Origin of the sequence: Pseudomonas urethralis, from assembly GCF_021602465.1 — a bacterium.
GTDB classification, from domain to species: Bacteria; Pseudomonadota; Gammaproteobacteria; order Pseudomonadales; family Pseudomonadaceae; genus Aquipseudomonas; species Aquipseudomonas vlassakiae.
The window spans coordinates 267,425-280,540 of record NZ_BQIJ01000001.1; the positions used below are offsets into that span (position 1 = coordinate 267,425).

At 63.1% G+C, this 13,116-nt stretch carries 11 protein-coding genes; all 11 read right to left on the reverse strand.

The genetic code is table 11. The annotated features are described in order from the left end of the window. Positions 1-4 precede the first annotated feature (4 nt). The 11 genes from fliE to L6D64_RS01260 all read right to left on the reverse strand — a co-directional run bounded on the left by fliE (position 5) and on the right by L6D64_RS01260 (position 13,090). The gene (gene fliE, locus L6D64_RS01210) at positions 5-337 is read right to left on the reverse strand and encodes a flagellar hook-basal body complex protein FliE (RefSeq protein WP_176506615.1); all 333 of its coding nucleotides are present in this window, start codon (positions 335-337) and stop codon (positions 5-7) included. A gap of 106 nt (positions 338-443) precedes the next feature. Next, the gene (locus L6D64_RS01215; RefSeq protein ID WP_176510397.1) at positions 444-1,820 is read right to left on the reverse strand and encodes a sigma-54-dependent transcriptional regulator; all 1,377 of its coding nucleotides are present in this window, start codon (positions 1,818-1,820) and stop codon (positions 444-446) included. Beyond that, complete coding sequence (locus L6D64_RS01220; RefSeq protein ID WP_176510396.1) at positions 1,820-3,037, reverse strand: sensor histidine kinase; 1,218 nt, start codon at positions 3,035-3,037, stop codon at positions 1,820-1,822. Before L6D64_RS01220 ends, L6D64_RS01215 begins: the two co-directional genes overlap by 1 nt. A gap of 414 nt (positions 3,038-3,451) precedes the next feature. Further along, positions 3,452-4,927 carry a transcriptional regulator FleQ gene (gene fleQ / locus L6D64_RS01225; protein ID WP_099814207.1) on the reverse strand — a complete coding sequence of 492 codons (1,476 nt, stop codon included), beginning with the start codon at positions 4,925-4,927 and terminating at the stop codon, positions 3,452-3,454. 167 nt (positions 4,928-5,094) lie between these two features. Next, positions 5,095-5,391: a flagellar protein FliT gene (locus tag L6D64_RS01230; protein WP_099814208.1), complete on the reverse strand. Its 297-nt coding sequence runs from the start codon at positions 5,389-5,391 to the stop codon at positions 5,095-5,097. Between the two features lie 17 nt (positions 5,392-5,408). Then, a complete protein-coding gene (fliS, locus tag L6D64_RS01235; RefSeq protein ID WP_054886304.1) occupies positions 5,409-5,804 on the reverse strand; it encodes a flagellar export chaperone FliS in 396 nt (131 codons plus the stop codon). Positions 5,805-5,956: 152 nt separating this feature from the next. Further along, on the reverse strand, positions 5,957-7,366 hold the full coding sequence (fliD, locus tag L6D64_RS01240; protein WP_176508773.1) for a flagellar filament capping protein FliD: 1,410 nt from the start codon (positions 7,364-7,366) through the stop codon (positions 5,957-5,959). 80 nt (positions 7,367-7,446) lie between these two features. Next, positions 7,447-7,821, reverse strand: a complete 375-nt coding sequence (locus tag L6D64_RS01245) for a flagellar protein FlaG (protein ID WP_054886306.1) — start codon at positions 7,819-7,821, stop codon at positions 7,447-7,449. Positions 7,822-7,893: 72 nt separating this feature from the next. Beyond that, entirely contained in the window at positions 7,894-8,745 is an 852-nt protein-coding gene (locus L6D64_RS01250) for a flagellin domain-containing protein (protein WP_054886307.1), read from the reverse strand. Between the two features lie 251 nt (positions 8,746-8,996). Further along, on the reverse strand, positions 8,997-9,932 hold the full coding sequence (locus tag L6D64_RS01255; RefSeq protein WP_176508772.1) for a ketoacyl-ACP synthase III: 936 nt from the start codon (positions 9,930-9,932) through the stop codon (positions 8,997-8,999). A 260-nt stretch (positions 9,933-10,192) separates the two neighbouring features. Beyond that, positions 10,193-13,090 (reverse strand): TIGR00180 family glycosyltransferase, encoded by a 2,898-nt coding sequence (locus L6D64_RS01260; protein ID WP_176508771.1) that lies wholly within the window; start codon positions 13,088-13,090, stop codon positions 10,193-10,195. Positions 13,091-13,116: the final 26 nt, after the last annotated feature.

Sequence of the window (13,116 nt, forward strand, 5' to 3'; positions counted from 1 at the left end):
GCCCTCAAACCGGCATCTGCATGATGTCCTGGTACGCCTGGACCAGCTTGTTGCGTACCTGGGTCAATGCCTGCATGGATACACTGGCTTTCTGCGAGGCAATCATCACGTCGGTCAGGTCGACGCCGCTCTTGCCGATCTCGAAGGCATTGGCGAGCTGGGTCGACGCCTGCTGGGTCTGGTTGACCTTGCCGATGGCCTGGCCAAGCATGTCGGCAAAGCTGCTTTGGCCAGGCGCCAGTTCGGGGGCGACAGTGGCTTTGGGCAACGACATGGCATCGGCCTGCATGGCCCGCATGTCCAACATCAGACGATTGAATTCAACACCTTGGCTCATGACCTTCTCTCTCCGGCGGCCGCATTTTTTTGACACTCATGCGGCGGATAGCGCTGAACTAGCAACTCATGTGCCAGCCCGCCCCGCAAACCTATAAATGACTGTTTCAGCCGAACAGGCTGGCTTCCACATCGAGCCCGGCATCACGCATCTGCGCCAGCTTGTAGCGCAAGGTACGCGGGCTGATGCCCAGTTTTTCGGCAGCTTCCTTGCGCCGCCCCCGCTCGGCGCGCAGGGTGTCGATGATCATCTGAAATTCATGACGACGCATGTCGTCACCCAGGCCACCGGAGTCCTGCGTCACCTGTGCAGGCGATGGCGAAACTGCGGTCACCCCTGCAGCCGACAATGGAATGGCGCCTGCCAGACAAAAATCTGCCGCCTCGATCACCCCGCCCTGCTGCAGGATCAACGCCCGCTGCACAGCATTGTCCAGCTCGCGCACGTTGCCCGGCCAGGCATGCGCCTGCAGACAGGCACGCGCCCCGGCCGACAGCCGCACCGGCGCATGCTTCATCTTCGCCACGTGGCGAGCGAGCAAGCGCTCGGCCAGCGGCAGGATATCGCCAGCACGCTCGCGCAGTGGCTGCCAGGCCAGCGGGAACACCGAAAGGCGGTAATACAGGTCTTCGCGGAAGCGCCCCGCCGCCACTTCGCCCGCCATGTCGCGGTTGCTGGTAGCCAGCACGCGGATGTCCAGGGCGATCGGCTTGCGCCCACCGACCCGCTCCACCTCGCGCTCCTGCAGCACCCGCAACAACTTGGCCTGGAGGCCAAGGGGCATTTCGGAGATCTCGTCGAGCAGCAAGGTGCCGCCCTCGGCCTGCTCGAACTTGCCGGCCTGGGCAGCGATGGCCCCGGTGAAGGCGCCCTTCTCGTGGCCGAACAGCGTGGCCTCGAGCATGTTGTCCGGGATCGCCGCGCAGTTGATCGCAACGAATGGCTGCGCCGCCCGCGGCGACTGCTGATGGATGTAGCGCGCCAATACTTCCTTGCCGGTGCCCGATTCGCCGGAAATGAGCACAGTCGAGTCGCTGCGGGCCACACGCGCTGCCAGCTCCAGCAGCTGCCGGCTGGCGGCCTCGCACGCCACCGGCCCCTCGCTGTCGGCTGCAATCAGGCGCCCGGCGGCATGCCGCTCGACCAGGCTCAGCAACGCCTTGGGCTCGAACGGCTTGACCAGGTAATCCGCAGCCCCCTCACGCATGGCCTGCACCGCGCGCTCGACGGCCGCGTGGGCGGTCATCAACAGCACAGGCAACTGTGGCTGCTGCCGTCGCAGCTGGGCCAGCAACTGATGGCCGTCCATGCCCGGCATGTTCACGTCGCTGACCACCAGGCTGTAAGCCTCGCCCGCCACCGCTTCCAGCGCCTCTTCGGCGCTGCCGACCGCATCGAAGGCAAACCCGCCGATTTCCAGGGTATCGCCCAGCGCCTGGCGCAACACGCGGTCGTCCTCGACCAGCAGCACCTTGATTGCCATCACACGACCTCCGCTGCCTGCCCGCTTATCAACGGCAGCTCCACCTTTACACAGGTGCCACGCCCGACTTTCGAACGCAGCGCAAGCGTGCCCTGGTGCGCACGCACCACGGCCTTGACCACCGCCAAGCCGAGCCCGGTACCGGTGGCCTTGGTGGTCAGGAACGGTTCACCCAGGCGCCCCAGCAGCTGCGCATCGATACCGCTGCCGGCATCGCTGACGGTCAGATGCAAGGTGTGCTGACGACGGAACAGGTGCACCTTGAGCCGCGCCGGGCTGTCGCTGGCCTGCAAAGCGTTCTCGATCAGGTTGAGCAAGGCGCCCACCAGGGTGTCGCGATTGCACAGCAACTCACCCAGATGGCAGTCACACTGCCAGCGCACCGCGTGGCCTTGCACATGGGCCTGGGCAGCTTGCTGCAGGGCCTGGAACAGGCCCTTCGGGGTCAACCGATCACTCAATGGCAGCTCGCCGCGGGCAAACACCAGCATGTCGCGTACCTGGTGCTCCAGTTCGTGCAAGCGCTCCTTGAGGCTGCCGGCGAAGCGCTGGCGGGTTTCTGGCGCAAGTTCACGCTCGCTGTCGGCCAGATGGCTGGCATAGAGCATGGCCGCCGACAACGGCGTACGGATCTGATGCGCCAGCGAGGCGACCATGCGCCCCAGCGACGACAGGCGCTCATGGCGCGCCAGCTGATCCTGCAGGCGACGGGTTTCAGTCAGGTCGTTGAGCAACACCAGCTGGCCGGGCTCAGCGTCCAGCGAGCGCGTGGCAATGGACAGGCGCCGACCATCACGCAGCGAGACCTCATGGCCATCATCCTTGCGCGGGGCGAAGCTGCGGGCAATCACCTGGCGCCACAGCTGGCCGACCAGGGGCTCGCCGAGCAATTGACAGGCTGCCGGGTTGGCTTCTCGCACCAGGCCCTGGTCGTCGATCACGATCACCCCGCCCGGCAGCAGGTCGAGCAGGTTCTGCAGGCGGTTGGCCAGGCGCTCCTTCTCGTTCAGTTCGGCCATGCGCTGCTGGCCGACCACCGCCAGCTCGCCCTTGAGCTCGCTGACGCGGGCTTCGAGCATGCTGTAGGACTGGTTGAGCTGGGTGGACACCTGATCGAACAGGGCGAATGCCTGGTCCAGCCCCTGTCGACTCTCCTGTTCGACCGGGGTACGCCCCTGCGGATCAGGGACTCGGGAAAAGTGGGCGGCCTGGGGCATCGTGCTCTCTCGCGTGGCTGACCGTCATAAAAACGGTGTGTTGCCAGCGGTGTAGCAATAGCCGTGCCGGGGATGGGGGATTGGCTGAGAGTGGATGGCTTTAGCCCTGTGGCGAGGCGTAGATCGAGCGCCGCCCGCGCGGCGCATCGCGGGCAAGCCCGCTCCCACATCTGTTTCGGGCCAGTCTGTCCTGTGCCGCCAACAGGATCAGCCTTGGCACATGACTTGAGACAGGTGGAGCGGCATCAGCGCCCCCTGAGATGCATCGCCATGCCAACAAGGCGGTCCCTGTTGGCTTCACAGGAGTGACTGGCCCGAAACAGATGTAGGAGCGGATTTATCCGCGATGCGCCGCGCGGGCGGCGCTCGATCTACGCCTCAACATCAACCTCAAGCCCTGCACCCCAAGCGCAATCAGTCTTCCGCCTGATCCTCGCCGCCCTGGCGGCTCATGCCGTATTTGCGCATCTTCTCGACCAGGGTGGTCCGGCGAATGCGCAAACGTTCAGCCGCCCGCGCAACGATACCGTTGGCATCGTCCAGCGCCTGCTGGATCAGGCCCTGCTCGAGGCTACCGAGGTAGTCCTTCAGGTCCAGGCCCTCCGGCGGCAACATCGCATGATTGCTGAAGTTCGGCGCATGGCCATTGATCGCCACGCGCTCTTCGAGGTCGCTGCGCAGGCTGTCGACCAGCTGCTCGTCCTCGTCATCGATGTAACGGAACTTCTTCGGCAGCTCCGACACCCCGATCACCCCATACGGATGCATGATCGCCATGCGCTCGACCAGGTTGGCCAGCTCCCGCACGTTGCCCGGCCAGCCATGCCGGCATAGCGACATGATCGAGGCGGAGTTGAAGCGGATCGAACCGCGCTTCTCGTGCTCCATGCGCGAGATCAGCTCGTTCATCAGCAACGGGATGTCTTCCACACGCTCGCGCAGTGGCGCCATCTCGATCGGGAACACATTGAGGCGGTAATACAGGTCTTCGCGGAACGTCCCACCCTCGATCATGGTTTCCAGGTTCTTGTGGGTCGCCGCAATGATGCGCACGTCGATGCTCTGGGTCTTGTTGCTGCCCACGCGCTCGAAGGTACGCTCCTGCAGCACACGCAGCAGCTTGACCTGCATCGGCAACGGCATGTCGCCGATCTCGTCGAGGAACAGCGTACCGCCATTGGCCAGCTCGAAGCGCCCGGCACGGCTGGTGATCGCGCCGGTAAAGGCGCCCTTCTCATGGCCGAACAGTTCGCTTTCCAGCAATTCGGCAGGGATCGCCCCGCAGTTGACCGGCACGAACGGCGCTTCGCGGCGCTTGGAGTGGTAGTGCAGGTTGCGCGCGACCACCTCCTTGCCAGTGCCGGACTCGCCAAGGATCAACACGCTGGCGTCGGTATCGGCCACCTGCTGCATCATCTGCCGCACGTGCTGGATGGCACGGCTGGTGCCAACCAGGCTGCGGAACAGGTTGGGCTCGCGCTGACGACCGCGCTCCCGGGCCTGGTCGTACATCTCGCGATAGACCTGGGCACGGTGCAGCGAATCGAGCAACTGGCTGTAGCTCGGCGGCATTTCGAGGTTGGACAGGACCCGACGGCGCAGCTCTTCCGGGAACTCCACAGAAGAAATTTCACCAATCAGCAAAACCGGAAGGAACTCATCCCACCCAGCCACTGTCTTAAGCAACCCAAGGACACTGCCCGGGGCATTGACGGTACCGATCAGCACGCAGAGCACTTCACGACTCGAAGACAGACTCCCTACGACTTGCTGCCAGTCCTGGCTGGAGCAAGGGAGGTTTTCTTCGCCGAGAAAGTTCAGGACCACCGCCAGATCGCGGCGGCGTGCACTGTCGTCATCGATCAGGAGAATCTTGGTTTCACGCCACATGCAATAGCAACTTCCCTAGTCATATCGGCGCCCTTTTCAGGGCATGCTCGACATCTCCGACTGAATGGTCAGTGTTCGGACGTCTGGAATTCGAAAACAGCCACTAGTAAAGTCAAAAAAGCCGATGCAGTCAAATTAATGGCGCCCGGCTTTTTGCACATCTGTGGTCAGCTGAACAGATGGTATACCTTAGCGGCATTTTTCGCCTGACGGATTTGTGTCATCTCGTCGACTATTGATTGACGCTCCCCACTTGCAACTTCAATCAGTTGCCGGTAAACGGCCAACAATTGCTCAAGACTGTCGCGAACGTCGGCTTCCTGGCCGTGCGCCTCGCCCAGCACATCGTTGATGCGCAAGCGGCAGTCGAGATCCAGTTCACCCACTGCATCCCAGTCGCGCTTCTCCAGCGCCGTCAGCAACAACCGGCGGGTCTGTTCGATTCGGGCGATTACATCGCTCATGGCACCCTCCTCCTGGCTCAGGAAGCCGACGACTGCTCGCCGATGGCGTCCCAACCTTCCTTGACGGTAATCAGCAGGCGCGCCACTTCATCGATGATGGCCGGGTCACTCTTGGCGTTGGCTTCGATCAGGCGGCGGCTCATGTAGGTGTACAGGCTGTCCAGTTCGGCCAGGCTGTCGGCGTGGTTTTCCAGATCCAGGCCCTCGCGCAGGCCGCCGATGATGTCGATGGCCTTGCCGATCAGGATGCCTTTCTGGGCGATATCGTTGCGCGCAATCGCACCCTTGGCCTGTGCCATGCGGTCCAGCCCGCCCTGCATGAGCATCTGCACCAGGCGGTGAGGACTGGCTTCGGATGTCTGGGCCACGCCGTTGACTTTCTGGTATTGCCGAAGGGCCAACATCGGGTTCATGGATCTACCTCGTTGCTGCGAAAAAGGTTGCTTGTACCCTGTGTATCGCCGAGACGTCAAAAAACTTTAGCGGCAAAACGAAAAGCCCGGCGCGCTTGCTGGCGCTGCCGGGCTTTTGTCGCTTTGCTCGTGATTTCGCGTCGCGATGCCGATCAGGAGTTCTTCGCCTGGGCGTTCAGCGCATCGAACACCGACTTGATCTGATTGGCCTGGGCATTGAGCTTGGCCACCGCAGTGTCCATTGCCACGAACTTCTTGGTCAGCGACTCGGTCAGCGACTCGGTGCGACGGTCCAATGCCAGCTGCTGGTCAGCCAGGTTCTTGGCGACCTTGTCCAGGCTGGCCTTGCGCGTGGCAAGGCTGCCATCGCTGGAGTTGTAGGGATCGATGGCCTTGTTCATGCGATCGAAGATGCCGTTGGTGCCAGTGAACAGCTCCTGCACTTCCGAACCCAGCTTCTTGTCGCTCATCGCGGCCGTGAACTTGGTCGAGTTGAACTCCAGGGTGCCATCCTTGGTGGTGTTGATGCCCAGCTGACTCAGGGTGGTCAGTTGGCTGCCCGCCCCCACTTCCGAGAGCACCTTGCGGATATCGTTGACCAACGAACGGGTGGTAGGGTCGTTGGTCAGCGGGCCGAGCACCAGGTTGTCGTTGTCATCTTTGGAAGTCGAGGTCAGCGAAGTGATCGCCTTCTGCAAGGTATTGTAAGCATCGACGAACGACTGGATCGACTTCTGCAAACCATCGTTGTCCGCCGACACCGTGACGCTGGTCCCGGTGGTGCTGCCAACCGGCGTGGTACCGGTGAGTTCCAGGGTCATGCCGCTGATGGCGCTGTCGACGGTGTTCTTGGCACTGGTCACCTTCAGCCCGTCGATGGTCAGCTCGGCATCCTGAGCCAGGCCAGTGATGTAGCCCGCGCCACCGGCAGCGGTCATCTGCTGGGTGCCATCGATCTCCAGCTCGGGGATCCCGGTGAGCGACAGGTCGGAGCCAGCACCGGTGGTGGTCGAGCTCAGCACCAGGCGCGCACCACCTTCGCCGTTGACGATGTTGGCCGAGATACCCTGGACGCCAAGCTCCTTGTTGATCTGGTCGCGCACGCTTTCCAGGGTCGCACCACTGGCAATGTCGAGCTTCCAGGTGTTGCCACCCTGGCTGACACTGAGCTGGCCGGCGCTGATGGCCGAGGTCGAGCCCCCGGCGAACGACTGGCTGGCCACCTTGGAGCCAGTGGCCAACTTGTTGACCATGATGTCGTAGCTGCCGGCGACTGCCGTGTTGCCTGCGGTTACCTTGACCACCGACTCGTTGGCCGACTTCGCTGCATAAGCATTGAACGACGGCGCTTTCGGGTCGTTGAGCTTCTTCATCGCGTCCTGGTACGCGGTGAGGGCACTGCGCAGCGAGCCCACACCCGAAATCATGGCCGAGTTGTTGCTGGTCTGCCGGGTGATCTGCGCCTTTTTGGCGGCAGTATCGGCGGTGACCAATGCAGTGACCATGTCAGTGATGTTCAGACCAGTACCTTGGCCGATACTGGAAACGAGTGTGCTCGCCATAACGTTATCCCTCTTTTCGAAGCGTCAGCCCTGCTCCTGCAAGACTGACATGAATCTCGCCTTCCGGCATTCGCCGCCGGTCAGGCTTTGGCGTCGAACAAAAGACTGTTTACATCGCTCAGGCTGTGGGCGATTCGCAGGGCCTCTTCCGAGGGCAACTGGCGAATCAGCTCTCCAGTCTCGCTGGCGATGACTTTGACCACGATCTTGCCGGATTCCTCATCAGTGGAGAACTCCAGGTTGCGTCGGGTCGAACTGAGAAACTTCTCGATTTCCGAAACGGCGTTTTTCACCTTTTCGGCATCGTGTGCCTGCTCGGCAGCCGTGACTGCCTTGTCCTCCAGCATACCACTGCCACGCGGCGCTTCAGCCGTGCGCGCAACCGGCTTGTCGGCGGCCGGTTCGGCCGGACGAGCAGTCGGGTAGGACAGGTTCAGCTTGACGCTCATGTCCATGACTTACCACCTCGCAATGAAAAGGCGGGGAAGCGCCTCAACGTGCACTCCCCCGCCGGTCGCCATCAGCGATTACTGAAGCAGCTTCAGTACAGCGGAAGGCAGCTGGTTGGCCTGGGCCAGAACCGAAGTCGAAGCTTGCTGCAGGGTCTGCTGCTTGGTCAGCTGAGCAGTTTCAGCAGCGAAGTCGGTGTCCTGAACACGGCTACGAGCGGCTTCGGCGTTCTCGTTGATGTTCTGCAGGTTGTTGACGGTAGAGGTCAGACGGTTCTGCGAAGCACCCAGGTCGGCACGAGTGGTGTTGATGGTCTGCAGAGCCTTGTCGATCGCGTCCAGCGCAGCGTTCATGCTGGCTTCAGCTTCGGCGCTGGTCGAACCGGTGATGGCGATGGCGGCCGAGTCGACGCTCAGGGTCTGGGCATCGAAACCGCTGTCCAGACGGATGCTGATCTGGTTGTTGGCACCGGAGTTGGAACCGACCTGGAAGGTCAGTACGCCAGCGCTGCCGTCCAGCAGGTTCTTGCCGTTCAACTGGGTGGACTTGGCGATACGGCTCAGTTCGTCGGACATCTGGGCGAACTCTTTGTTCAGAGCGTCGCGGTCGTCCTTGCTGTTGGTGTCGTTACGCGACTGGACGGCCAGTTCACGCATACGCTGCAGGATGTTGGTCTGCTCTTGCATCGCGCCTTCAGCGGTCTGGGCAACCGAGATACCATCGTTGGCGTTCTTGATTGCCATGGTCTGACCGCGGATCTGCGAGGTCATACGGGTAGCGATCTGCAGGCCGGCGGCGTCGTCTTTGGCGCTGTTGATTTTCAGGCCGGAAGACAGACGGGTCATCGAGGTGCTCAGAGCATCGGAAGCACGGTTCAGGTTTTTCTGAACGCCCAGAGAGGTGGTGTTGGTGTTAACGGTCAAAGCCATGACGAATTCCTCGTTGGATTGGGTACTACGGCTTCCGGCCTTGGCAATTCGCCGGGTGTGGCACAGAGAACCTTCGTAATAGTTATCTTCGTCAGGGCGGGTTTCTTTAGCGGATTTTCGAAAAAATTTGCTGGCATCCTGCCAGCTCAATGAAATCAAGGTCTTGACGCCAGAATGCAGGCACTGGCGGCAGCCACGCAGAAAAGAAAACGCCGCCTGGAAACGGCGGCGCCTGCTTCAGCACTGTTCGCTCAATCGCGGCGCTCGATGATTGCCGAGCCCCAGGACAGACCGACGCCGAAACCGCTCAGGGCCACGCGCTTGTGCTGGGAGCCGAGCACGTGCTTTTCCAGCAGCAGCGGAATGCTCGACGACACGGTATTGCCGGTCTCGACCATGTCCTTGACGAACTTCTGCTTGTGCTCGCCTTCGATGAAGCGCGCCGACACCGCATCGACGATCGCCGCGCTGCCCTGATGCAGGCAGTACAGGTCGATGTCGCCGGCCTGCAGCTCGCTGGCTTCGAGCAGTTGCTGCAGGTGCGCCGGTACCTTGACCAGGGCGAAGTTGTAGACCTGGCGACCATTCATGAAGAACTTGCCATCGGTGGTACGCAGATGCTCGGCACCACCACCGTCGCTGCCGAACAGCGACTTGCCCAGTTGCCAGGCTGCGCCCTCGCCCATCCAGGTGGCGGTGGCGGCATCACCGAACAGCATGGTGGTGTTGCGGTCTTCGGGGTCGACGATCTTCGAATAGGGGTCGGCAGTGATCAGCAAGCCGTTCTTCAGGCCAGCGGCTTCCATGAAGCCTTTCATGGCATACAAGCCATACACGTAGCCCGAGCAACCCAGGGAGATATCGAAAGCGGCGACGGCCGTCGACAGGCCGAGCTTGTGCTGGACGATTGCCGCAGTGTGCGGCAGCCCTTCGGCATCCCCGTTCTGGGTGACCACGATCACCGCATCGATGCTTGCCGGGTCCAGCGACGGATTGGCGGCGAACAGGTTGTTCACGGCCTCTACGCAGAGGTCGGAGGTTTCCTGCGCGGCTTCCTTGCGTGGCAAGAAGGTCGAACCGATCTTGCCAAAGATGAAATCCTGGTCCTTGCCGAATTTCGCGCCTTGGGCGTAGTTGTCCACGCCTTCAACCGGCACGTAACTGGCGATGCTTTTAATGCCAATCATATGGCTTCCCAATTCAGTAACAGCGAAATACCCGCCTGGGCCGAACGGCAAAACGCCAAGCGATACGGTTGATCCGATCCTTGGCGGTTTGTCCGGGGGCGACGCGGCGGTTCCCGGTTTCGACAATATACAGTGAAGATGCGCGTTCTGACTCTCAAGTCACGCTCTTTTTGTCGAATGGGCAAAGCGCCTGGCTGACGCAAACGAAAACGCCATGGGCGCGGGGGCGCCCATGGCGTTCATCGCTCAGCAGGCAGCGTTCAGCTGCACAGCGCCTGCCACTCCACCCGGCTGTGCGGATCCAGGGTGAACAATGCCGCGCAGCGGCTGTGGGCGGCGTTGTAGAACGGATCCTGCGCATGCGCCGGGGCCGCCAGTTGCTCCACGTCACCATGGCGCACCACCTGAGCCTGCGGGGTCCAGACGACCAGCAGACCCGCCCCGGCAACCTGCAGGCACAGGTCCACCTGCGCGGCGCGGAGGGTGGCCAGTTGCTCATCCAGGCCACCCAGAGCGTGCAGCACCTGCGTGCGCACCATCAGGCAGCCGGAGACCGCCGCCACGTTGTGCTCCACCTGCAGGCGTTGCAAGTAACCCGGCGCATCCTTGGCCGCACCCTGGAACGCCGGGCGGATGCCCGCCTGTCCCGCCAGCACCAGCCCGGCCTCGACCACCTTGCCATCGGCCCCCAGCAGCTTGCCGCCGACCACCCCGACCTCGGGGCGCTGAGCCTGGTTGAGCAGGCCTTCCAGCCAATTGGCGTTGAGCACCTCGGCCGCGCTGTCGAGCAGGACCAGGTACTCGCCCCGGGCCTCACGGCTGGCGAGGTTGAGCATGGCCACAGGTGCCAGCGGCTGTTCGCTGCGGACCACCCGCACGCGGCTGCCAGCGGCCGCCAGGCTGGCCAGCCACTCGCGCAGCGGTGGCGACTGGCTGGCGTTGTCGGCGATGACGATTTCGTGGTTCTGGTAACGGGTGCGCTGCAGGACGCTGACCAGGCAGCGCTGCAGCTCATCGGCATTGTCCTGGCAGTGCAACAGCACCGACACCACGGGCCGTTCAGGATGACGGTAGTCGATCTGGTGAGTGCCCGGATGCACCGAGCCGACGGTGGCGGTATAGCCGCGCTCGGCCAGGCGCCGGGTCAGCACCGCGCGCTCCTGGTCCTGGCTGTCGGCGCTTGGCGCGGCGCAGATCAGCAGCGGTTCGGCAAGGTGCGCCAGGCCGGCCAGGCCCTCATCGCCGATCAGGCGCAGCAGCAGGTCGAACTCCAGTGCCAACGGATACTGGCTGTCGAACCCGCCGGCGGCCAGCACCAGATCACGACGCAGCAGCCAGTGCCGCGCCATCGCCCCTGGCACGCTCTGCAACAGGTCGAGGCTGGTACCCGGGCGCAGCACTTCGCGCAGGCGGCCATCGGCCTGTACTTGCACCTCATCCATGGCCACCGCACGAATACCCTCGACCTCCAGCAGCTCCAGGCTGGCTCGCAGCAGCCCGCTGGCGGTAAAGCGATCGCCGGCCTCGGCGAGGATGACCCAGTCGCTGCCCAGCTCGGCAACCGCCTGGTTGATGATGCGCACGTAGTCCTTGCCGTCGGCCTTGACGAAATGCACGGTCTGCCCCGCATGGGTGGCCATCGGCAGGTCGCCGCTGGTCAGCACCACGACCTTGAAATGACGGCATGGCCCGGCCATCAGGCTGTCGAAAGTAGCCTGCAGCTTGTCCATCTGCGCATCCAGATCGAGCAGCACGATGCCGAAGCTCGGCCCGCCGTTGGCGGCGGCCAGGCGTTGCCTGGCCAGGTTCAGTTGAACGCCATCCGGCGCACGTGCCGCCAGCCAGGTCAGCAGCTGGCCGGACGGCAGCGCATCGAGCAACGCCTGGCTGTCGTAGCTCGGCAGGGCCTCCAGACGCGCCAGCCAAGGGCGCAAGGGCGCGGCCTCGGCCTCGTCACCGGCGGCCTCGAGCGAGGCCAGCAGACGCTGCACCACCACCCGGTTGAACGGGCTCAGCGCCAGCGCCTGCCAGAGCCGTGCGCGCAGCGTGCGGTCGTTGTCGTTGTCGTTGACCTGCAGCAGCGCCTGCTGGCGCACCAGAATGGCCTCCAGCTCACGCAGCTGCAGGCGCCCGCACGGCATGGCATGGATAAGAAATTCCAGCTCTGCCAGCAGGTCGAACATCGGCTGGTTGTAGAACGGCATCTCGACGAACTGCTGCTTGCCGAAGATCCGCTGCGGCTCAGGGGTCGGCACATTCCAGCGCGAGGTGACGATCATGCAACCGTGCAGGGCCCGGCCACTGAGCAGGCCTTCGCTCATGGCCTGGAAGCCGGCCAGGGCCACCTGCTTGGCCTGTTCGACGCCCAGCGCGCCGAGCGCACTGGGAACCGAGGCGAGGAATTCGGCAAACTGCTCGCGCTCCTGGCAACTGCGCTCATCGCGGTTGGCCAGCACGGTGAGCACATTGGTGTTGTGGTCCGAGCCGCCCAGGTTGGCCTCCCGCACCGCGTAGGGGATCGGCAGGATGCGCGCCTTGGCGTTGGCCAGCAGATAGAAGGTGTGGCCAATCTCCTGCCATTCGAAGCTGGTGCCCGGCGGCAACAGCGCATACCACTGCTGCAGCAGGTCGGTACGGGTGACCGCGTAGAACGGTGGCAGGAACTGGCCCATGAACTCGACCAGGCGCTGAGCCGGATCGTCGCTGCAATAATCCTCCTGCACACGCTTGTCCCGACGATAGAAATGCACCTCGGTACCGTGCGCCACGTACATCATGCCGTAACCATGGCAGACGCCGTAGTCCGGATTCTGCGTCAGAAACTCCACCGACTGCGCCATGGCATCGAACAACAGGAAATCGTCGTCCGCGGCAAAGGTCATGAACGGCGTGCGCACTTCGTTCACGCCATAGCTGAGCTTCTCCTGCAGGCCGCGATAGGTGTACTGCGGCAGGTGGCGGTAATCCACCTGCGGGTAGTCCGCCTGCAGCGTGGCATCGGCCTGGTTCGACGAGTCGAGCACCAGGATGCTCGCCGGGAAGTCGCGGTAGTAATGCAAGGTCCGGCGCAGGAACGCCGGGCGGTTATGGGTGATCAACACCAGCGTGAAGCGCTCGCGCAGGCCGCTGTCGATGGGCGTGTTCTTTTCAAGCTGCATAAGGGTGTTCCTGGGGACCTTGAGGA

What these genes read in the sequence shown, in the direction of transcription:
- fliE (WP_176506615.1), bottom strand. Translation starts at nt 337, where the DNA reads ATGAGCCAAGGTGTTGAATTCAATCGTCTGATGTTGGACATGCGGGCC.
- L6D64_RS01215 (WP_176510397.1), bottom strand. Translation starts at nt 1,820, where the DNA reads ATGGCAATCAAGGTGCTGCTGGTCGAGGACGACCGCGTGTTGCGCCAG.
- L6D64_RS01220 (WP_176510396.1), bottom strand. Translation starts at nt 3,037, where the DNA reads ATGCCCCAGGCCGCCCACTTTTCCCGAGTCCCTGATCCGCAGGGGCGT.
- fleQ (WP_099814207.1), bottom strand. Translation starts at nt 4,927, where the DNA reads ATGTGGCGTGAAACCAAGATTCTCCTGATCGATGACGACAGTGCACGC.
- L6D64_RS01230 (WP_099814208.1), bottom strand. Translation starts at nt 5,391, where the DNA reads ATGAGCGATGTAATCGCCCGAATCGAACAGACCCGCCGGTTGTTGCTG.
- fliS (WP_054886304.1), bottom strand. Translation starts at nt 5,804, where the DNA reads ATGAACCCGATGTTGGCCCTTCGGCAATACCAGAAAGTCAACGGCGTG.
- fliD (WP_176508773.1), bottom strand. Translation starts at nt 7,366, where the DNA reads ATGGCGAGCACACTCGTTTCCAGTATCGGCCAAGGTACTGGTCTGAAC.
- L6D64_RS01245 (WP_054886306.1), bottom strand. Translation starts at nt 7,821, where the DNA reads ATGGACATGAGCGTCAAGCTGAACCTGTCCTACCCGACTGCTCGTCCG.
- L6D64_RS01250 (WP_054886307.1), bottom strand. Translation starts at nt 8,745, where the DNA reads ATGGCTTTGACCGTTAACACCAACACCACCTCTCTGGGCGTTCAGAAA.
- L6D64_RS01255 (WP_176508772.1), bottom strand. Translation starts at nt 9,932, where the DNA reads ATGATTGGCATTAAAAGCATCGCCAGTTACGTGCCGGTTGAAGGCGTG.
- L6D64_RS01260 (WP_176508771.1), bottom strand. Translation starts at nt 13,090, where the DNA reads ATGCAGCTTGAAAAGAACACGCCCATCGACAGCGGCCTGCGCGAGCGC.